Genomic DNA, 21,021 nt, shown 5'->3' with positions numbered 1-21,021 from the left:
GCATGTGAGCCAGTTTCCAAACCGCGCGCTTCACTTCTTCTGCTGCGCCAATAACCGCTCCAGCCTTGCCTTCAGCCGACGCTTGATCTCGTTTTCTATAGGTAGGGCGAAGCCGTCGACCACGTCCTGCATGATCAATTGCGCGGCTGCGCGCAGTTCGCTGTTCAGATGAAGCAGTGCATCAGGGTTGGGCTGCGCTTGCGGTGGAGCTGTCTGCTACGCCTTGCGGAGCGAAATAAATTTTCGGGCTCCCAGGTCTGATACCAGGAAGTTTCGATGGCGTACGGCTGGTAAGTCTTGTCCATGCGCGGCGGGAACCTGTGGCATTGATTCGGAAACCGGTAAGCATAGACCTGACGGCAAGCGACAAGCACATATGTGCCGGGCCACAACTGGCAGATATGTCAGTAGGCGGCGAGGGGGGAGAGGGGCATGATCCGGTGTTTAAGCATTGATCACAGGACGGATGTGGCCATGAACAAGACTTCGGAAAGCAGGCGCGTACTGTGTCGATATCGCTATGACGCGCTGGACCGTATTGCCGTCGTCGACCCCGGAGCAAAGAGTGCAGTGTCGCGTTTTTATCAAAAGAACCGTTTGACGGTCGAGATACAGGGTGCAACGCGCCGTCGTGTATTTCACGGCGATGATCGCTTGTTGGCTGAGTATGAAACGGACGGCTCCATCACTCGGACCGATCTGCTGGGCACCGACAGGCAAATCAGCGTGCTGCATGCCCTGAGTTCAGAGGAACGGCAGCCGCTTGCTTATAGCCCTTACGGACATCGCGCGCAGGGCGGTCCCTTTTCCGGTTTCAACGGCGAGCGCGCGGACCCTGTGACCGGGCATTACTTGCTGGGTAACGGCTATCGGGCTTTCAATCCGGTGCTGATGCGTTTCAACCGGCCAGACTCGTTAAGTCCATTTGGGCGGGGAGGCCTGAATGCGTATGTTTACTGTCAGGGGGATCCGGTTAATCGAAGTGATCCGGGTGGACATGTCGGGGTCCACAGACTCTTTCTCGACACGTTACCAGACCTGGCGCTTGACAGAATATTCAGGCACCTGTCTTTCAAAAATATGGCCGCAGTGAGTGGAGCGTCTAATACGTTGAATGAGAGAGGAGCCGGGCTGATAGCCGTGCAGTTAAATAAGCGTTTTGTAGATGCCAGTAACCCAGACGTACTGTTGGACCTTCGCAGCGCTATAGAAAACGAACCGGGTTTTCTGCCGAGTGTATTCAAGAGTGCAGACTTCAAAGTACGGTTTGAAAAAGTCACGGCGAACGCCAGTCAAAAAATGAGCGATCGAATCAAGGAGGCCTGGCGTGTAGAGCACTCATTCTCTGACAAATTCACGGGTAAACCCAATACCGGTTACGACGATTTCAAGAAGGCATCGGCTATTAAGCTCAAGGAGCACGAAGGGTCTCCCGAAATGCTGCTAAATATAAAAAGAGATGTGGCTAAACGCAAAACGCTCATGGGAGCCTGGTATGCCCAAGTTAGTCTCAAGGGGAAAATGGAGCGGCAAGTAGCAGAGATTCGCTCCCTATTGAATTCTCCCTGACAGCGTCTGCATGCGTGTGTGCTCCGGACTCCTGATCACACGCTCACTTCTGCTGCGCCAATAACCGCTCCAGCCTCGCTTCCAGCCGACGCTTGATTTCAGTCTCGATGTGCGGGGCGAAGTCGGCGATCACGTCCTGCAGGATCAACTGCGCGGCGGCACGCAATTCGTTGTCCAGATGCAGCAGGGCATCCGGGTTCGACAGTGCTTGAGGCTGGGCAGGCTGTTGAACGGTCTGAAGCTGCTCGACTGGTGCAGCTTGCACATCAGGCGTCAGCGTCGGGATGTCGTCTTCGTCGAAGTCCTGTTGATAAGTCGCGTCGGGGCGAGCGCCGACCACATCGAATAACAGAGGAATCTGGCCTTCCGGACGAGCCGGGTCGTTCGGCAGCGGGGAGTGTGCGGGGTCATCGCCGAGCAATTGGCGGATCGATTCCAGATCGTTCAGCAAATGCGCGGATTCAGCTTTTTTTGAAGTATCCATCGTGTCCTCAAAGGCGCTGCAGTCGGTGATCTTGCGGAGGATAGCCCTGTTCACGGTATGAACGGAAACTCTCGCGTGCGGCAAGACGTATGGCCGGGTCTTCGACAACCACTTCCGCCACGCGGGCGAAGCGTTTGAAGAAGGCCGGAATGCTCAGGTCGAGGTTGACCAACAGGTCCTCGTGAGCGCCCGAGTCGTCACCCAGACCCAGCACCACGGGGGCATCGGAGTCGCTCTCGGCGTCGCCGTGGGGCAGAAACACTTCGCCCCTGAAGCGCCAGAGCCGGGCATCAAGGTCTTCACGCTGCGCTGCATCGCTGCAATGCAGATAGACCTTGTGACCCAGACGCCAGGCTTTTTCCGTGAGTTTGCAGGCAAAGTCCAGGCGCGCGGCAGGATCGGCGCTGGGCAGGATGTAAAAATCGACTTGGGTCATACAGGTTCCAGAACCAGTGGCGTATCGACCGTGAAGCCGACACGCCAGGGTGTCTTTTTATACGCCAGCGCGGTCGAGCAGGTACTGGGTCAGCAGCGGAACCGGACGTCCGGTGGCGCCTTTTTCCTTGCCGCCGCTCAGCCACGCAGTGCCAGCGATGTCCAGGTGAGCCCAGTCATAGGCCTTGGTGAAGCGCGACAGGAAGCAGGCCGCCGTGATGGTGCCGCCTTTCGGGCCACCGATATTGGCGATGTCGGCGAACGGGCTGTCGAGCTGCTCCTGGTACTCATCGAACAACGGCAACTGCCAGGCACGGTCATCCGCCTGTTTGCCCGCGTCGAGCAACTGATTGATCAGCGCGTCGTTGTTGCCCAGCAGGCCGGAAGTGTGGCCGCCCAGCGCAACCACGCACGCGCCGGTGAGAGTGGCGATGTCGATGACTGCCTGTGGCTTGAAGCGTTCGGCGTAGGTCAGTGCATCGCACAGCACCAGACGGCCTTCAGCGTCGGTGTTGAGAATTTCGACCGTCTGGCCACTCATGGTAGTGACGATGTCGCCGGGACGTGTCGCGGTGCCGCTCGGCATGTTTTCGGCGCAGGCCAGAATACACACCAGATTGATCGGCAGTTTCAGTTCCAGTACGGCGCGCAGGGTACCGAATACGCTGGCAGCGCCGCACATGTCGAACTTCATCTCGTCCATGCCCGAGGCAGGCTTGATACTGATGCCGCCGGTGTCGAACGTGATGCCTTTACCGACCAGCACGAAGGGCTGATCACCTTTTTTGGCACCCTGATAGTTCATGACGATCAGGCGAGGTGGCTGGGCGCTGCCCTGAGCCACCGCGAGGAAAGAGCCCATGCCCAGTTCGGCCAGTTTCTTCTCGTCGTGAACTTCCACTTTCAGATTCTTGTGTGCCTTGCCCAGCGCCTTGGCTTCTTCGCCCAGGTAGGTCGGGTGGCAGATGTTAGGTGGCAGATTGCCCAGGTCGCGGGTCAGTGCCATGCCGGTGGCGATAGCCTTGGCGTGAGTGGAAGCGCGCTCGATGTCAGCTATGCGGACCTTGTCGGTCAGCAGGGTGATTTTTTTCAGGGCGCGAACTTCGGCTTTCTGGGTCTTGAAGCGGTCGAAGACGTATTCACCATCCGCCAGAGCCTCGACCAGCAGGCGAGCTGTGCCGTAGGTGTCGCGGTTTTTCACTGACAGGTCATCGAGCGCAATCGCAGCGTCGCTGCCGCCCAGGCCTTTGAGGCAGGTCAGTGTTGCGCCGACGATTTTTTTCAGCTGGCGGTCCGACAGTTCGCCTTCCTTGCCGGTACCGATCAGCAGAACGCGCTCGGCCTTGATGTTGGGCAGGTTGTGCAGCAGCAGGCTCTGACCGACCTTGCCCGCCAGATCACCGCGTTTGAGAATGAGGGAGATGGCTCCTCCGCTGAGGATATCGACAGCCTGGGCAGCACCAACCAGTACACGGCTTTCGCCGACGGTGACCACCAGCGTTGCGGTTTTCAAGGTTTCTGGGCTTACGCTTTTAACAACCAATTCCATGTGGGGTCCCCGAGTAGACGATGAGAGTCGCAATATGAATGATGTACGCGGGATGGCCTGAGTGTTTTCAAGGAGGATGCCCGCGGTAAGCCTTGCAGTTTGACCCCGCTGCACGACTGCTGACAACCCCGTAGAGCCGCCTGCTTTGCGTGTATGTGCGAACTATCCCCGGTGCGCAGTGACAGAAACACACAATCACAGGATAATGCTGCATATTTTTTGATGCCCACGCCTTTTGCCGGCGTGAATCTCTGGTTGCCGTGGCTCACAATTTTTCCCTGTTTGGCTGCCTGAGCCTGACAACTCTGGAGTGTCTGGTTTGATTGTCTTCCGTTATCTGTCCCGAGAAGTGCTGCTTACCCTGAGCGCGGTCAGCGCCGTGCTGCTGGTGTTCATCATGAGCGGACGCTTCATCAAGTACCTGGCGCAGGCCGCGTCCGGTGCGCTCGATCCGGGCGTGCTGTTCCTGATCATGGGCTTCCGCCTGCCAGGCTTTCTGCAGGTAATCCTGCCGCTGGGCCTGTTCCTCGGCATCCTCATGGCTTACGGGCGCCTGTACCTGGAAAGTGAAATGACCGTGCTGGCCGCCACCGGCATGAGTCAGCAGCGGCTGCTTGCCATCACCATGGGGCCTGCCACGCTGGTCGGGCTGCTGGTCGCCTGGCTGAGTTTCAGTCTGGCCCCGCAAGGCGCTACCCAGTTTTCGCTGCTGATCAACAAGCAGGACGCCATGACCGAGTTCGATACGCTGGTGCCGGGTCGTTTTCAGGCGCTGCGTGACGGTACGCGTATCACTTACACCAAGGAACTGTCGGAAGACCGCTCGCAACTGGCTGGTGTGTTCATCTCTGAAAAACGCATGTCCGGCGACAAGAGCAAGGACAACGGTATTACCGTGCTGGTGGCAGAGAAGGGCCATCAGGAGGTAAGGCCCAATGGCAGTCGCTTCCTGATCCTCGAAAACGGCTACCGCTACGATGGCAATCCTGGTGCGGCTGATTACCGTGTGATCAAGTACGACACCTACGGGGCGATGCTGCCCAAGCCGGAAATCAGTGAAGAAATCACCGACCGTGAGGCCATTCCGACCAGCGAACTGATCGGCAACCCCGCACCGCGCTCTGTCGCCGAGCTGCAATGGCGTATTTCGCTGCCGCTGTCGGTGTTCATCGTGACGTTGATGGCTATTCCGTTGTCGCGCGTCAATCCGCGTCAGGGCCGTTACCTGAAACTTTTGCCGGCGATCCTTCTGTACATGTCTTATCTGGCCATTCTGATCTCGGTGCGCAGTTCGCTGGAGAAGGGCAAGCTGCCGCTAAGCCTTGGCATGTGGTGGGTGCATGGCATCTACCTGTCCATTGGCCTGCTGTTGTTCTATTGGGAGCCTCTGCGTCTGAAGATGGCGAGTCGTCGCAGCGTCACGGAGGTGACTCGTGGTCAAGCTTGATCGATACATCGGTAAAAGCGTATTGCTGGCGATTCTTGCGGTTCTGGGAATCATTCTGGGGCTGGTTTCATTGTTCGCGTTCATCGACGAGATGGGTGATATCAGTGACACCTACACACTGGCGGATGCCCTCAGCTACGTCATGCTGACCGCGCCGCGGCGTGTCTACGACACGCTGCCAATGGCTGCCCTGATCGGTTGCCTCATTGGTCTGGGTACGCTGGCCAGCAGCAGCGAACTGACCATCATGCGTGCAGCAGGTGTGTCCATCGGGCGCATCGTCTGGGCGGTCATGAAGCCGATGCTGCTATTGATGGTCGCTGGTGTACTGGTCGGCGAGTACGTGGCTCCCTACGCCGAGAACCAGGCTCAGGCCGCTCGCTCGCTGGCTCAGGGCTCGGGTGATGCGCAGAGCGCCAGGCATGGTCTGTGGCACCGTCAGGGTGACGAATTCATCCACATCAACACCGTCCAGCCCAATGGCCTGATGCTCGGCGTGACACGTTATCGTTTCGACGATCAACGCCACATGCTGACGTCCAGCTTTGCCAAAGAGGCCAACTTCAAGACCGATTACTGGGAGTTGAAGGACGTCAGTACCACGCATTTCAATGACGGCCGTACCGAGGTCATCAATACGCCGGTAGAGCGCTGGGATGTAGCGTTGAGCCCGCAATTGCTGAGCACGGTGATCATGCCGCCCGAGTCGCTTTCGATCAGCGGTCTCTGGAACTACGCGCATTATCTGGCTGATCAGGGCTTGAGCAATGGCCGCTACTGGCTGGCGTTCTGGACCAAGGTATTGCAACCGGCCGTCACAGTGGCGCTGGTGCTGATGGCAATCTCGTTCATCTTCGGCCCGCTTCGCTCGGTTACGCTGGGGCAGCGTGTGTTCACGGGGGTGGTGGTCGGCTTTACCTTCCGCATCATTCAGGACCTGCTCGGCCCGTCCAGCCTGCTGTTCGGTTTCCCGCCGTTGCTGGCCGTGCTGATGCCTGCTGCAGCCTGTGCGCTGGCCGGGGTGTATCTACTGCGCCGCGCCGGATAGCGTCGTGTAGCCGCAGTGAAAAAGCCGACCTCGAGTCGGCTTTTTCATGGGCGTACTCATGCGCCTGCTGAGCGAATCGCACATGCAAAAAAGCCTCTGACATCGCTGTCAGAGGCTTTTTGTGCATACGAGAGTGTGTCGTATCAGGCTTCGGCTTGAACTTCGTCAGCCTGCATGCCTTTCTGGCCCTGTACGGCAACGAAGGTAACTTTCTGGCCTTCTTTCAGGCTTTTGAAGCCGTTACCCTGGATGGCGCGGAAGTGTACGAACAGATCCGGCCCGCTCTCAGGAGTGATAAAACCAAAACCTTTTTCATCGTTGAACCACTTGACGGTACCGCTCTGACGATCAGCCATTTTCTTATTTCCTTGACGCTTGACTTGAATTGGTTACAGCCTCTTTCACACGAAAGAGCACTGGGGCTGGTTGCAGGAAGTAAGAAACGTAGAACGGGTTGTAGCAAACCTAGAGCTACTGCCCAGGTCCAGATTCGGCGACCCATGCAAACACAGTCCGGAAACTCTACGCCAACTCTCGTTACAAATACAACCCCCCTGCCTTGTACCCTGTTTCCGGGGGGTAGAGCCTTATGCCCGGCGTGTTTGCCTGCTGTGCACGGTGTTTGGTCTGTCATAACATTTTGCACTTTATAGGTGCATTTTTGGCATATACAACAGACTGTTCACTCGGTTGAAACACGGCCGAAACAGTGGTGTGTAACAGCACCTGCGCAACAGCGAAGTGTTGCTGTTTTTTTGACGCCGTTGTTTAGCCGCGAAAGTAACGTTGTGCAACGAAAGGCATTTTTGCAACACGCATGGGCACTTTCTTGCCGCGCACCATTGCCCAGACCTGTGTATCCAGCGTGGTGTAAGCGTTGTTCAAATAACCCATGGCCAGCGGGCCAGCCAGGCTCGGGCCAAAACCGCCGCTGCAGACAGTGCCGATGACAGTGCCCTGTTCATCGACGATTTCTGTGCCCTCACGCACTGGCGTACGCTCTTCGGGAAGCAGGCCGACACGTTTTTTGGCGACACCGTTCTGTTGCTGGGCAAAGACCTGCTCTGCTCCCGGGAAGCCGCCTGCACGTGCACCGTCGGCGCGACGCACTTTGGAAATAGCCCATAACAGGCTGGCCTCCACCGGTGAGGTGTCGGTGTCCATGTCATGACCGTACAGGCACAAACCTGCTTCCAGTCGCAGCGAATCACGTGCGCCCAAACCGATCGGGGCAACTTCCGGCTCTTCCAGCAGGCGGCGCGCCAGGGCTTCAGCCTGTTCGGCCGGTACTGAAATTTCATAGCCGTCTTCGCCGGTATAGCCCGAGCGGCTGACATAACATTGAACGTCCAGCAGCTTGACGCTGGCGAACTGCATGAAGGTCATCTTCGCCACTTCCGGCGCAAGGCGCGCCAGCACCGTGACAGCGGCCGGACCTTGCAGGGCGAGCAGGGCGCGTTCTTCGAACAGCGGTTCGATAGTGCATTGCCCCGCCAGGTGCTTGCGCAAGTGCGCCAGGTCCTGATGCTTGCAGGCCGCGTTGACCACCAGCATCAGTTGATCATTGCCGAGATTGGCAACCATCAGGTCATCGAGAATGCCGCCAGCATCGTTGGTGAACATCGCATAGCGTTGCATGCCGACCGGCAGGTCAATGATGTCCACCGGCACCAGGGCCTCAAGGGCCTTGGCAGCATCTGTACCGGTAAGACGAATCTGGCCCATGTGCGAGACATCGAACAGGCCGGCCTGTGCGCGAGTGTGCAAATGTTCTTTCATTACGCCAGCCGGGTATTGCACGGGCATGTCGTAACCGGCGAAGGGCACCATCTTCGCGCCGAGTTCTCGGTGAAGGGCGTGCAGGGGAGTGGTCAGCAGGGTTTCTGTGGACATGTTCAATTCCTTGTTGAGCGGGCCATGCAGAACGGCATTGCCTGTGCGCGCTCACTATCGAGCTGCGCACAGGCATGCCAGGGCACGGGCTATCAGGCTTCCTGATAGCTCTCGATGGACGGGCAGGCACAGACCAGATTGCGGTCGCCGAAGACGTTGTCGACACGGCCGACCGGAGGCCAGTACTTGTTCTCGATCAACGAATCAACCGGATACACCGCCTGTTCGCGGCTGTAAGGATGGCTCCATTGGCCGACGATTTCCGCAGCGGTGTGCGGGGCGTTTTTCAACGGGTTGTCGTCTTTGTCCAGTGTGCCGTTTTCAACTGCGCGTATTTCTTCACGGATCTTGATCATGGCGTCGCAGAAACGGTCCAGCTCTTCTCTGGACTCGCTCTCGGTCGGCTCGATCATCAAGGTCCCGGCAACCGGGAACGACATGGTCGGGGCATGGAAGCCAAAGTCGATCAGACGCTTGGCCACGTCATCGACGCTGATGCCGCTGCTGTCCTTGATAGGGCGCAGGTCAAGGATGCATTCGTGGGCAACCAGCCCGTTGGTGCCGGTGTACAGCACCGGGTAGTGCTCTTCCAGGCGGCGCGAAATGTAGTTGGCGTTGAGGATCGCCAGCTGCGAAGCGCGTTTCAGGCCTTCGCCGCCCATCATGCGGATGTACATCCAGGTGATTGGCAGGATGCTGGCGCTGCCGAACGGGGCTGCGCAGACTGCGCCTTCCTTGCGCTCCATGCGTGCATGGCCCGGCATGAACGGTGCGAGATGGGATTTGACGCCGATAGGACCAACGCCTGGGCCACCGCCGCCGTGCGGAATGCAGAAGGTCTTGTGCAGGTTGAGGTGCGATACATCGCCACCGAATTTGCCCGGAGCGCACAGGCCGACCATGGCGTTCATGTTGGCGCCGTCAATGTAGACCTGGCCACCGTTGTCGTGAACGATACCGCAGATTTCGCGGATGCCTTCTTCGAATACACCGTGGGTGGACGGGTAGGTGATCATGATCGCCGCAAGCTGGTCGCGGTGTTGAACGGCCTTGGCGCGCAGGTCTTCGATATCGACGTTGCCACGTGCATCGCAGGCGGTGACCACGACACGCATACCGGCCATGTTGGCAGTGGCCGGGTTGGTGCCGTGTGCCGATGAAGGGATCAGGCAGATATCGCGATGCTCATCGCCACGGCTCTGATGATAAGCACGGATGGCCAGCAGGCCGGCATATTCACCCTGGGAGCCGGCGTTCGGTTGCAGCGAGATTGCGTCATAGCCGGTGGCCGCACAGAGCATGGCCTCTAGCTCGTCGGTCAATTGTTGATACCCGGCGCTCTGCTCGGCCGGGGCGAGCGGGTGCAGGTTGCCGAATTCGGCCCAGGTCACCGGGATCATTTCACTGGCGGCGTTGAGCTTCATGGTGCACGAGCCCAGTGGAATCATGGTGCGGTCCAGCGCCAGATCCTTGTCAGCCAGCTTGCGCAGGTAGCGCATCAGTTCGGTTTCAGAGTGGTAGCGGTTGAACACCGGGTGGCTGAGGATTGCCGACTTGCGCAGCAGTGCAGCGGGCAGGCGCGACGGGACGCTGGCTGCCAGTGCGGTGAAGTCGGGCAGGTTCTGACCGTCGCTGGCGAAGATTTCCCACAGCGTTTCAACTGCCGACTGCGAGGTGGTTTCGTCCAGTGACAGACCCAGGTGCTGGTCGTCGATTTCACGCAGGTTGATGTGCCTGGCGCGAGCCGCTGCGTGCAGCGCCGCGGTCCTGCTGCCGGTGTTCAGGGTCAGGCTGTCGAAGAAGAATGCCTGCTCGGCCTTCAGACCCAGCGTACTCAAGCCTTCGGCAAGGATCGCGGTCAACTGGTGAACGCGTTTGGCGATCTGTGTCAGGCCGCGCGGGCCATGGTAGACGGCGTACATGCTGGCGATGTTGGCCAGCAGCACCTGCGCAGTGCAAATGTTGCTGGTGGCCTTCTCGCGACGAATATGCTGTTCGCGGGTCTGCATGGCAAGACGCAGGGCCTGCTTGCCGTGACGGTCCACCGATACGCCGACCAGGCGGCCCGGCATGTCGCGCTTGAAGGCATCGCGGGTTGAGAAGTAAGCCGCATGCGGGCCGCCGAAGCCCAGCGGTACACCGAAGCGTTGTGCGCTGCCGATGGCCACGTCGGCGCCAAATTCGCCTGGCGGGGTCAGCAACGTCAGTGCCAGTAAGTCGGCAGCCACGGCGACCAGCGCGTTGGCAGCATGGAAACGTTCGACCAGCTCGCGGTAATCGAACACGTCGCCGTTGCTGGCCGGGTATTGCAGCAACGCGCCAAAGTAATCGCTGACGTCGCCCAACTCGGCTTCGTCCGCCACCACAACGGTAATGCCCAATGGCTCGGCACGGGTACGCAACACATCAAGTGTCTGCGGGTGGCAGTGGCTGGAGGCGAAAAACTGCTGGCTGCCTTTGTTCTTGCTCAAACGTTTGCAAAAGGTCATTGCTTCGGCAGCAGCGGTCGCTTCGTCGAGCAAGGACGCGTTGGCAATCGGCAGGCCGGTCAGGTCGCTGATCAGCGTCTGAAAATTGAGCAGCGACTCCAGACGACCTTGGGAAATCTCCGGCTGATAGGGCGTGTAGGCGGTGTACCAGGCCGGGTTTTCCAGCAGGTTGCGCAGAATCGGGGCCGGCGTGTGGGTGTTGTAGTAACCCTGGCCGATGTAGGTCTTGAACAGTTGATTTTTGCCGGCGATGGCCTTGATGGACGCCAGCGCATCGGCTTCACTCTGCCCGGCAGGCAGGTTCAGCACGCTGGTGCCCTTGATGCTTTCCGGGATAACGCTTTCGCTCAGCGCTTCAATGGAGTCGAAACCCAGCGTCTGTAACATGGCCTGTTCGTCGGCAGCGCGCGGGCCAATGTGACGGGCGATGAATTCGTTGGCAGTGGTCAGTTCAATACGGTCAGTCATGGCGTGCTCCTCAGGCTTGGGCGTTGGCTTTGATCAGGCGGTCGTAGGCGTCCTGATCCAGCAGGCCGTGGATGGCGTCGGCATCCTGTGGAATGAAACGAAAAAACCAGCCTGCACCGAGAGCGTCTTCATTGACCAACTCCGGCGTGTCATCGAGGACTGAATTGACCTCGACCACTTCACCGTCCAGCGGCATGTTGATGCTGCTGGCGGCTTTCACCGATTCCACCACTGACACTTCAGCGTGTTGAGTGTAGGCCTGCAAATCCGGGAGCTGCACGAAGACTACGTCGCCCAGCGACTCTTGCGCATAGGGCGTGATGCCGACCGTAATGCTGCCGTCGGCTTCGGCACGCAGCCATTCATGGTCAACGGTGAATCGCAACTCGCTCATACAAACTCCTCGGAGAACAGGGCTCGCGCAGCACGCGAACAATATGAGCTATGGCTAAGCAATTTAGCGGCCATGTTTTATTTTTTCATATAAATCAAATAGTTACTGATTATTAGATCAGTACGACCGATTTCAGCCGTAGCGAAATCGCTACACAGTTCAGGTATTTGAAAATACGTGCCTGATCAAGGCCTTGATGCAAGCGGAGCGAGGTGTTTTGGATTGAAATCGTTACAGTGGAACGATTTCGTTGCGAGGCGAGGGGTGTTACTGCACCCAGCCAGCGCATAGCGCTGACCGGGTGGTCTTTCATGATGCGGGCTTAAGGCTTGGGCGCGGTAGCGGCTACTGAAATATTACCCGCTTCCCACTGCGACTCGCGCGCATCCAGTGCAACAGCAATGGCTTGCACTTTGGTGGATGAAAGCTCCGACGGCAGCGGGTCCAGACCCGCACTGGCGAAAATCTGGCCGTAAGCGTTGCGCAGGTCGGCATACGCCAGATCGCGACGCAGATCCGCCTGCAGGGTGTTCAGTTCGCCCTGAATCAGATCCAGCTCGCCCAGACCGGCTGCCTGATAGCGATTACGCAGTTGACCGACGATCTGGCTGTCGATGTTCGACAGTTGTTGGCTGGTTTTGAACTGGCGCAACGCTTCGTTGTAGTTGGCGTTGGCCACGTAGAGCTGGGCCAGTACGGCAATGGACATTGCCTGACGACGCGCAGTAGCGACTTCCTCACCGGCTTTGGCGACGTCAATGGCGGCAGGTGCCGACAGCACATTGAACAGGTTCCAGGTGACTTTTACGCCCAGATCAGCCCATTTGTCGTTGACCAGAAACGAGTTGCTGTCGTAATGGCCGCCTGCCGAGAACTCCAGGCCGGGCAGCATGCGCAGCATGGCCTTGCGGGTTTCGGCCGAGCTGATACGGGTTTGGTAATCCTGTTCGCGCAGCTCGGGACGACTGGCCAGCGCTTCGGTTTCCAGGCGTTCCATGTCGACCTTGAGTTGCGGAATCGAGTAGTCGTCCGGCGTCGCCAGCTTCAGATCGGTGCCCAGCGGCAGGTTGATCAGGGTCGCCAGTTCGGTCTTGGCCAGTGAAAGCGCCTTGCGCTGTTCTTCAAGCTGACGCGTCGCCTGGATCAGCGAGCGCTGATAACCCAATGCCTGTACCGGGTCCCCCACACGCTGCTGGCTCATTTGCTGGCTGTTGTCCTGCGCTTTCTCGACACGAGCCATCAAGCTGTCGATCTGCTTGAGCATGCGTTCGGCGGCGACGGCGCGCCAATAGGCTGAACGCACGTCCTGAACGATGGTGTTGATCACCTTGCGGCGGCGTTCCTGAACGATCAGGCGCTGATCGCCTTGCTGTTTGGCACTGATGTAGCTGACACCGAAGTCGAGTACGTTCCATACCATGGTCAGGTCGGCGACACGACGGCTGCGATCCTGCGAGGTTGACGGTTCGAGGGACTGGGTTCCGGTCTCTACGCTTTCACTGCTCGATGCGCTGACGTTACTGCGTCCGGCATAGCCCGCTGAAAGAGCCATGCGCGGCAGCATGTCGAAGCTGGCGAGGTCCAACTGACGTTTGGCCAGGGCTTCTTCCATGATTTTCAGACGCGCTTCAAGGTTGTACTTCACCGCGCGGGCCATGGCTTGATGCAGGGTCAATGCACCGTTCAATGGCTCTTGATCCTTGTACATCAGTTGCAGATCGCTTTTGGCGCGCTGCTCGCTGACGCTTCGGTCGATAGGCTGGCTGGTAACAGCGCAACCACTCACTACCAGCGCCAGCAGGCTGATGCTGAACAACTTCTGACTTCTTTTCATGCTCCGACCGCCCCTAGCTCTAGCTACCGCATTCTTTTTTATGAGCGCCGTACAGCTACGACGCATTACCAAACCCTGTTTCAGGCTTGCGCTTCACTTACACCGACTTCCCCTAAAGCCCATGCCAGTGCGCGCAGTTTTTCTTGCTCGTTATCAGTGATCTGTTGCAACTGCTGACCCAGCGTCAGCGCGCCGAAACCGGCCTGGATGCTTTGTGATGAGTCTCGCAGGCCGTTGCTGCCAGCGCTGTTGAAGGCGCCCGCCGTCGAGCTGTCCGTCGCGGATTCGCGGGAAAAAAGCGTCGACAGCGTACTGGTGCCGAACACACTGCCTTCGCCGCTGTTGAAGCCTGTGAACCCGGAGCCCGGGCCGCCGACACTGCTGGAGTCGAACACCTGGGCAATAAAGCTGGGTGCCAGGGCGCGGTTGGTAATGAAGATATTGCCCACAGGCGGCAGACCCCCCCCGGTAGTGCGCTGTTCGAACAACGGCGAGAAGCTCAATGGCGAACCCAGATTGCCGGTTGGCGGACCGAACAGTGCCGGCTGCAGTGGCAGATTCCGTGTGTTGACCAGCGGTGCTGGCGCGTCTATCCGGAACTGCGGGTCTCCGGTCAGCGACGTGGTCGTGATGGCGTAGTTGGGAGACAGCGCGATGCCTGTCCCTGCGTTGCCTGCCCGGTCAGTTACTGTGCTGCTGTCCAGCACAATGAAGTTGCTCGGGTCAGTGACATTCGCCGTCGGCGTCAGGGTTGCGGTCCAAGTGGCTCCGCCATCGCTGCTGGCCAGGTTGGACAGCGTGCCGTTGGCCACGCTGACATCCGCCAGCGTGAAGTTATTCACCGGCTCGCTGAAGGCAAAAGTCACCAGGGATGTCTGACCCGTCGCCAGGTTTGGATTGGCGATGGAAATGTTCGCTGTAGGACGCTGGTTATCGATGCTGTAGTTGCTGGACAGCGCGACTGTTGTGCCCGCGTTGCCGGCCAGATCATTGACCCTGCCGCTGTCCAGAACGATGAAGTTGTTGGCCGCGGTGATATTGGCATCCGGCGTCAGCGTTGCCGTCCAGGTGAGGCCGCCGTCGCCGCTGCTCAGGCCGGACAGGCTGCCGTTGCCGACACTGATGTCCGACAGATCGAAATTGGTCACGCGCTCGCTGAAGGCGAAGGTCACCAGCGAGGTTTGACCGATGGCCAGGTTCGGATTGGCGACGGTAATGGTCGCAGTCGGGCGCTGAGTATCGATGGCGTAGTTGTTCGAGGCCGTGGTGCCGCTGCCGGTACTGCCCGACGCATTGGTCACGCCAGTGTTATCCAGCGTGATCAGGTTGCTTGCATCGGTCACGTTTGCGTTTGGTGTGAAGGTGGCAGTCCAGGTGATGCCGCCATCGCTGCTGGAAACCGCGCTCAGCGTGCCATTGGCGACACTCAGGTCGGCGTTGCTGAATCCGCTGACCGCCTGACTGAACGTGAACGTGACCAGAGACGTTTCGCCTGCGGACAGGGCATTGTCGGCCACCACGATGGTGGCGGAAGGTCTGGTCGTGTCGACGGTGAAACTTGCCGAACTGATGATGCCGCTGCCCGCGTTGCCCGCCAGGTCGGTGACACCTGCGCTGTTCAGGCTGATCTGCCCGGTGCTGGCATTCACGTTTGCGTTTGGTGTGAAGGTGGCAGTCCAGGTGATGCCGCCGTCATTGCTGCTGACATTGCTCAGCGTACCGTTCGGTACGTTCAGGTCGCTGTTATCGAAACCACTGACTGCCTCACTGAAGGTGATAGTGACCAGCGAGGTTTCACCCGCCGAAAGGGCGTTGTCAGCTATTACGATGCTGGCGGTCGGTCGCGTCTGGTCGATGGCGTAGTTATTGGAGAGCGTCAAGCCGCTGCCAGCGTTACCGGCCAGGTCAGTCACGCCGCCATTGTTCAGCGTCACCGAGTTGCTTGCGCTGCTAATGCCTGAGGTTGGGGTTAGCGTTGCCGTCCAGGTAATACCGCCATCGCTGCTGGTGACCGCGCTCAGGGTGCCGTTGGCAATGTTCAGGTCCGCATTGGTGAAACCGCTGACCGCTTCGCTGAACGTAATCGTTACCAGAGAGGTTTCACCGACCGCCAGCGCATTGTCGGCCACCACAATGGTCGCGGTCGGGCGCAGGGTGTCGATGGCGTAGTTGTTCGAGGAGGTGACGCCACTGCCGGTCACGCCCGAGCCGTTTGTGAAGCCGGTGTTGTCCAGAGTGATCAGGTTGCTTGCGTCGGTCACGTTTGCGGTCGGCGTGAAGGTCGCGGTCCAGGTGATACCGCCGTCACTGCTGCTGATGGTGCTCAACGTACCGTTCTCGACCGTCAGGTCGGCATTGTTGAAGCCGATGACCGCTTCGCTGAAGGTGATGGTGACCAGCGAGGTTTCGCCCACAGACAACGCACTGTCGGCGACCACGACGGTGGCGGTCGGCTGCTGAGTGGCAATGGTGAAATTGCCGGAATCGGTCGTGCCGCTGCCGATATTGCCTGCCAGATCGGTCACGCCCGTGTTGTTCAGCGTGATCACGTTCGTGGTATCGGCGACATTGGCATTCGGCGTGTAGGTCGCCGTCCAGGTGATACCGCCGTCGCTGCTGCTGACCGCGCTCAGCGTGCCATTCGGTACGCTCAGGTCAGCGTTGGTAAAGCCGCTCACTGCCTCGCTGAAGGTGATGGTAACCAGTGAGGTTTCACCCGCGGTCAAGGCGTTGTCCGACATTGTGATACTCGCAGTCGGGCGTACCGTGTCGATGGCGTAATTGTTCGACGTGCTCAGCCCGCTGCCGGCGTTGCCCGCCTGATCGGCCACGCCAGCGTTGTTCAGCGTCACCGAATTGATGTTGCTGGTGATACCTGCTGTCGGCGTCAGGGTTGCCGTCCAGGTAACACCGCCATCGCTGCTGCTCACCGTGCTCAGGGTGCCATTGCTGATGCTCAGGTCGGCGTTGGTAAAGCCAGTCACCGCCTCGCTGAAGGTGATAGTCACCAGCGAAGTTTCACCGATGGCCAGCGCGTTGTCGGCCACTACGATGCTGGCCGTCGGGCGCTGGGTGTCGATGGCGTAATTGTTGGAACTGATTGAGCCGGTGCCTGCGTTGCCGGAAGCATTGGCAACGCCGCTCGCATCCAGCGTGATCAGGTTGGTGGTATCGGTCACGTTGGCGGCTGGCGTGAGGGTCGCGGTCCAGGTGACGCCGCCGTCGCTGCTGCTCACTGTGCTCAAGGTGCCATTGGCGACGGTCAGGTCGGCATTGGTGAACCCGGTTACGGCCTCGCTGAAGGTAATCGTCACCAGCGAGGTTTCACCCGCGGAAAGGGCGCTGTCGGCCACAACCACTGTGGCACTCGGGCGCACGGTGTCGATGGTGAAGTTGCCCGAGTTGCTGGTGCCGGACCCGGCATTGCCAGCCAGATCCGTTACACCTGCGTTGCTCAGAGTGATCACGTTGGTGGTGTCGTTGACGTTGTTGTTCGGCGTGTAGGTCGCCGTCCAGGTGATGCCGCCGTCGCTGCTGGTGACGGTGCTCAAGGTGCCGTTGGGCACGGACAGGTCGGCATTGGTGAACCCGCTGACGGCCTCGCTGAAGGTAATCGTCACCAGTGAGGTTTCACCGGCCGTGAGACTGGCGTCTGCCACCAGAATGCTTGCAGTCGGGCGCTGGGTATCGATGGCGTAATTGTTCGAGGTTGTGGTTCCCGAACCCGTGTTGCCCGCCGCATCGGTGACCCCTGTGTTGTCCAGGGTGATCACGTTGGTGCTGTCGGTAATGTTGTTGGCCGGCGTGAATGTCGCGGTCCAGACAATATTGTTGCTGGTGGTCACGGCACTCAGGGTGCCGTTGACGACGGTCAGGTCCGCGTTGGTGAAACCGGACACCGCCTCACTGAAGGTGATGGTCACCTGCGAGGTTTCACCAATGCTCAGGGAGTTGTCGGCCAGCACGATGGTTGCGGTCGGGCGCGACGTGTCGATGGCGTAGTTGTTGGACGTGGCAGTGCCTGAACCGGCGTTTCCGGATAGATCCTGCACGCCTGCGCGGTTGAGGCTGATCTGGTTGGTGGTGCTGGTCAGGTTGGCGGTCGGAGTCAGGGTCGCGGTCCAGGTTTTGCCGCCGTCACTGCTGCTCACAGCGGTCAATGTGCCATTGGCGACCGAGATGTCGGTGTTGTCGAAGCCGGTGACCGCTTCACTGAACGTAAAGGTGACCAGTGATGTTTCACCTGCCGCCAGTGCGGTGTCTGCTACCACGACAGTCACTGTCGGCGGAACTGTATCGGACACTGCGTAATTGTTGGAGGTCACTGTCCCGGTACCGATATTGCCGGCTGAGTCCTGCACCGCCGATAACGGCAGGCTGATTGCATTGGAATTGGCGGAAGTATTGCTGGAGGCCGTAAGAGTGGCTGTCCAGGTAATGTTGTTGGTGGTCACCAGGTTGCTCAACGTACCGTTGGGCACGGTGATTTCGGAGATTTCCAGGCCGAATACCGGCTCACTGAACGTGAAGGTGACCGCCGATGTGCCACCCGAGCTCAGCGACGAATTGGCAATCACGATGCTGATGCCCGTTGGTGCCGTCGTGTCTGAGGCGTAGGTGGCGTTGAGCGTGCCGCCATCGTTGAAGATATTAGTGACGGCGGTAGGCGAGGAGCCATTGGTGCCGCCGCTGGTCGCTTGTCCGCCAGATCCGCTGCCACCCACGTTGCCAGTCATCGCCGAGTTATTGCTGGAAGTGATGTTGACCGTGCCTTTGTTCCAGATCGCGCCGATGCCACGGCCACCGTTGCCACCAACCGTGCCGCCGCCACCACCACCACCGCCTGCACCGATGTTGTTGCTGATGGTCGACGTGCCGATGATCGCCAGAGTGCCGGTCGAGGCGTTGTAAATGCCGCCAACTGCCGAGCCGCCTCTGCCCCCATTGGCGTCAAACCCAGAGCCGCCGCCACCCCCACCGATGGTCCGACCTCCGCTGGTCGCGGTGCCGCCTGCGCCGCCGTTGGTGTAACCGACAGGCGTGCCATACCCTCCTGCGCCGCCTCCTGAGGAGTTACCGCCTTGGCCGGCCAGGTAAGCAGTGCTGAACGATGCCCCGTTGCCGCCGGTATTGGCTGACGGGGCGGTGGATGTATAGGTGCCGGCACTGCCACCCGCAGCACCGTTCTGCCCGCCGATGCCGCCGCCACCACCACCACCACCACCCACGTTTGGCGAGTTGACGCCACCGCCACCGCCACCACCCGCTGCCGAGTTGGCAGTGACGGTGACATTGCGCAGCGTGAGGTTGCCGGCGTTGTTGATTCCGCCGCCCAGTGCATCAGAGGCCGCAATGGTCGCACCACTGCTGGCGCCCGCCGTGCTGGCCACGCCTCGGGTAATGATCACGCCATCAAGTGTGGCTGTGACCCCGGAATTGACCCGGATCACGCTGGTTCTGTTCTGCCCATCGAGGGTGACGTCCGCGACGCCGTCGTTGTTCAGGTCGCCGTCGATGGTGATGTTCTTGCTGACCACCAGCTGGCTTTGCAGCGCGACGGTCATGCCGGTCGAAAAGGTTACGATATCGCCGTTCTGGGCATTGGTCAGCGCGTCACGCAAGCTGCCTGCGCCGGTGTTGCTGGTGGAGGTGACCGTAAACGTTGCCAGCCCCCACTGGTAAGCGTCCATCGACTGTCGCGAAAGGGCGCTGACGCTTTCAATGCTGCCGGTGGCAATCTCCAGATCCCAGTCGCCACCCACGCCGGTGCGGTTAGTGGACGCAGCAACATCGCGGCCAGTCAGGGTTGCCAGCGAGTCGACAAAGCTCAGGCCGGTGTCGCCCTCGGCGGTGTTGCAGGCGTAGATCAGAATATCGCCACCGACATTCATGTCGTTGCCGATTTCGGCCAGCAGGGCGCTGCGTTGCGCGATGTTGTCCGCGGAAACATAGCTGTTGCCCAGCCAAAGGTCGCCGGAGTTGCCGTGCGCAATGATCTGCACTGAGCTGACGCCCTGATGAGACTCCAGGTAATCGGCAATCTGTTGCAGGCCATCCTTGGTGGCGTCCAGTTCGACCACTTGCGCACCGGGCGCAACGCCCGCCAGCAGGCTGGCCGAATCCTTCACCCGTGAATCGACAAATACGACGGTGGTGCCGGGTAAGGCGGCAGGCGTTGCGGCAACGTCCGAAGAGGCTGGCGCTTGTGCATGATGGTCGTTGCTGGCGCTGTTGGCCTGCTCGGCGCTTTTGGCCGATGCGTCGGGCGTGGGCTGGCTGTCCGGCTGGGCCGCTTCAGCAACGGTGGCTGCGACCGCACCGTCGAACAGCATGCGCGGTTCGAGAGACATGATCATGGGGGAAACGGGTGAGGTTGCACTCGAAGGTGCCCGCTTTGCAGTCCGCGATTTTTGTTTATTCCACCACATGTTGCTCACCAGAGATCGAACGTTACGAGTGATAAAACCGCAGTCAGTTAACGGCGGCGTCTGATTTCATGCGGATGACATTGGCTGCGCTGGCAGACCCGTCATTCCAGAACGACAACTTTGAATACTGCTCGAACAGGTCGGGCGGCAGGATGGTGGGCCTTTGCTCCAGCGCAACGCGCGGCTTGACCTTGTGCAGGCCTGATACGCCCAGCGCATCGTCGAACTGCGGGGCGTCATAGGCGAGGTTGTTGAAGTCGTGTTCAAACCACGGTTCTTCGATGAAGTCGTAGACCAGCCGTATGACCCGTTCCGGGGCCTGGGACAGCAGTTCGTAATCGATCAACAGAATCGAGTCGGCATGCTCGCCGTAATAGGCTTCCTTGAGCGATGCCCAGGCAAAGCCCACCAGACGATTGCGCTGCGCCAGCGTCTCGACCCGGCTGTAGACCGTATTGCGTTCCACGTCATCGTTGAACAGCTTGGTGTTTTCAAAAGGGTTGGCGCGGTACAAACGTTCGATACTGTCCATGACCCAGGCGACGTTACGCACGCAGGCAATCACTTTGCTTTGCGGGAACAGGTCCATGAGCGCGGGCAGGCGTGAACACCAGCCACGGTTTGTATCGAATACCACGTCTTTAGCGGCCTTGTCGGCGTAGTAGGACTCGAAAACCCCGCGCAACAGGCGACGACGTACATCGGTGTTGATCACTGAGGAGAATTCACTGCCAGCGCTGCACTGGCCAAGAATACTGGAGAAAAGAGAGCCAACCGGGCTGCTCATACCCGCATGAAAGCGCGGGTTTTGCAGGAGAATGGCTGATAGCAGGGTGGAGCCCGATCGTGGCAAACCTGCAATGAAGTGGAATTTTTGCATCCATGCGCCCCGGAAAAACAACTGTTTATACGAGTGTGTGAACTACGTAACAAAGTGCATTCATATGCCAGTAGTTCGACAGGAGTCAGCATGTCTTGAGGGA

Annotated in this window: 13 protein-coding genes and 1 pseudogene; 3 read left to right on the top strand and 11 right to left on the bottom strand. The window is 59.4% G+C overall.

Annotated elements, in window-relative coordinates; translation table 11 throughout:
- Positions 1-30: 30 nt before the first annotated feature.
- Positions 31-201, bottom strand: a pseudogene (locus RYB09_RS24165) (DNA polymerase III subunit chi); the annotation flags it as partial.
- Between the two features lie 273 nt (positions 202-474).
- On the opposite strand from RYB09_RS24165, the gene RYB09_RS24160 reads away from it, so the two are divergent.
- Entirely contained in the window at positions 475-1,569 is a 1,095-nt protein-coding gene (locus tag RYB09_RS24160; RefSeq protein WP_058409396.1) for an RHS repeat-associated core domain-containing protein, read from the top strand.
- 43 nt (positions 1,570-1,612) lie between these two features.
- On the opposite strand, the gene RYB09_RS24155 is transcribed toward RYB09_RS24160, so the two are convergent.
- The 3 genes from RYB09_RS24155 to RYB09_RS24145 are packed head-to-tail and all read right to left on the bottom strand — an operon-like array spanning position 1,613 to position 4,037.
- Entirely contained in the window at positions 1,613-2,053 is a 441-nt protein-coding gene (locus RYB09_RS24155; protein ID WP_122258181.1) for a DNA polymerase III subunit chi, read from the bottom strand.
- 7 nt (positions 2,054-2,060) lie between these two features.
- Positions 2,061-2,489 carry a DNA polymerase III subunit chi gene (locus tag RYB09_RS24150; protein ID WP_005756882.1) on the bottom strand — a complete coding sequence of 143 codons (429 nt, stop codon included), beginning with the start codon at positions 2,487-2,489 and terminating at the stop codon, positions 2,061-2,063.
- Between the two features lie 57 nt (positions 2,490-2,546).
- Positions 2,547-4,037 (bottom strand): leucyl aminopeptidase, encoded by a 1,491-nt coding sequence (locus RYB09_RS24145; protein ID WP_002552285.1) that lies wholly within the window; start codon positions 4,035-4,037, stop codon positions 2,547-2,549.
- Positions 4,038-4,356: 319 nt separating this feature from the next.
- On the opposite strand from RYB09_RS24145, the gene lptF reads away from it, so the two are divergent.
- Both lptF and lptG read left to right on the top strand, forming a co-directional pair.
- A complete protein-coding gene (gene lptF, locus RYB09_RS24140; protein WP_002552286.1) occupies positions 4,357-5,484 on the top strand; it encodes an LPS export ABC transporter permease LptF in 1,128 nt (375 codons plus the stop codon).
- Positions 5,471-6,532, top strand: coding sequence for an LPS export ABC transporter permease LptG (lptG, locus tag RYB09_RS24135; protein ID WP_002552287.1), 1,062 nt, complete (start codon positions 5,471-5,473; stop codon positions 6,530-6,532). The genes lptF and lptG overlap by 14 nt, the downstream gene beginning before the upstream one ends.
- A 143-nt stretch (positions 6,533-6,675) precedes the next feature.
- Here the strand turns inward: lptG and RYB09_RS24130 are convergent, their stop codons facing one another.
- From RYB09_RS24130 to RYB09_RS24100, 7 genes are all read right to left on the bottom strand, one after another.
- Complete coding sequence (locus RYB09_RS24130; protein WP_002552288.1) at positions 6,676-6,888, bottom strand: cold-shock protein; 213 nt, start codon at positions 6,886-6,888, stop codon at positions 6,676-6,678.
- A gap of 412 nt (positions 6,889-7,300) precedes the next feature.
- Positions 7,301-8,425, bottom strand: a complete 1,125-nt coding sequence (gcvT, locus tag RYB09_RS24125; RefSeq protein ID WP_316890567.1) for a glycine cleavage system aminomethyltransferase GcvT — start codon at positions 8,423-8,425, stop codon at positions 7,301-7,303.
- 92 nt (positions 8,426-8,517) lie between these two features.
- The gene (gcvP, locus tag RYB09_RS24120) at positions 8,518-11,382 is read right to left on the bottom strand and encodes an aminomethyl-transferring glycine dehydrogenase (RefSeq protein ID WP_058402072.1); all 2,865 of its coding nucleotides are present in this window, start codon (positions 11,380-11,382) and stop codon (positions 8,518-8,520) included.
- 10 nt (positions 11,383-11,392) lie between these two features.
- Positions 11,393-11,776 carry a glycine cleavage system protein GcvH gene (gene gcvH / locus RYB09_RS24115; RefSeq protein ID WP_002552291.1) on the bottom strand — a complete coding sequence of 128 codons (384 nt, stop codon included), beginning with the start codon at positions 11,774-11,776 and terminating at the stop codon, positions 11,393-11,395.
- Positions 11,777-12,098: 322 nt separating this feature from the next.
- Positions 12,099-13,592 carry a TolC family protein gene (locus RYB09_RS24110; RefSeq protein ID WP_316890590.1) on the bottom strand — a complete coding sequence of 498 codons (1,494 nt, stop codon included), beginning with the start codon at positions 13,590-13,592 and terminating at the stop codon, positions 12,099-12,101.
- Positions 13,593-13,690: 98 nt separating this feature from the next.
- On the bottom strand, positions 13,691-19,942 hold the full coding sequence (locus RYB09_RS24105) for an Ig-like domain-containing protein (protein ID WP_316890588.1): 6,252 nt from the start codon (positions 19,940-19,942) through the stop codon (positions 13,691-13,693).
- 139 nt (positions 19,943-20,081) lie between these two features.
- Entirely contained in the window at positions 20,082-20,918 is an 837-nt protein-coding gene (locus RYB09_RS24100; RefSeq protein WP_002552296.1) for a sulfotransferase family protein, read from the bottom strand.
- Positions 20,919-21,021: the final 103 nt, after the last annotated feature.

Origin of the sequence: Pseudomonas syringae group sp. J254-4, assembly GCF_032586855.1 — a bacterium.
In the GTDB taxonomy this organism is placed as follows: domain Bacteria; phylum Pseudomonadota; class Gammaproteobacteria; order Pseudomonadales; family Pseudomonadaceae; genus Aquipseudomonas; species Aquipseudomonas amygdali.
This window is presented reverse-complemented; position numbering and strand designations above follow the sequence as displayed.

Bases quoted from the DNA above. Each gene is read 5' to 3' on its own strand.
- RYB09_RS24160 (WP_058409396.1), top strand. From the start codon at position 475: ATGAACAAGACTTCGGAAAGCAGGCGCGTACTGTGTCGATATCGCTAT.
- RYB09_RS24155 (WP_122258181.1), bottom strand. From the start codon at position 2,053: ATGGATACTTCAAAAAAAGCTGAATCCGCGCATTTGCTGAACGATCTG.
- RYB09_RS24150 (WP_005756882.1), bottom strand. From the start codon at position 2,489: ATGACCCAAGTCGATTTTTACATCCTGCCCAGCGCCGATCCTGCCGCG.
- RYB09_RS24145 (WP_002552285.1), bottom strand. From the start codon at position 4,037: ATGGAATTGGTTGTTAAAAGCGTAAGCCCAGAAACCTTGAAAACCGCA.
- RYB09_RS24130 (WP_002552288.1), bottom strand. From the start codon at position 6,888: ATGGCTGATCGTCAGAGCGGTACCGTCAAGTGGTTCAACGATGAAAAA.
- gcvT (WP_316890567.1), bottom strand. From the start codon at position 8,425: ATGTCCACAGAAACCCTGCTGACCACTCCCCTGCACGCCCTTCACCGA.
- gcvP (WP_058402072.1), bottom strand. From the start codon at position 11,382: ATGACTGACCGTATTGAACTGACCACTGCCAACGAATTCATCGCCCGT.
- gcvH (WP_002552291.1), bottom strand. From the start codon at position 11,776: ATGAGCGAGTTGCGATTCACCGTTGACCATGAATGGCTGCGTGCCGAA.
- RYB09_RS24105 (WP_316890588.1), bottom strand. From the start codon at position 19,942: ATGCTGTTCGACGGTGCGGTCGCAGCCACCGTTGCTGAAGCGGCCCAG.
- RYB09_RS24100 (WP_002552296.1), bottom strand. From the start codon at position 20,918: ATGCAAAAATTCCACTTCATTGCAGGTTTGCCACGATCGGGCTCCACC.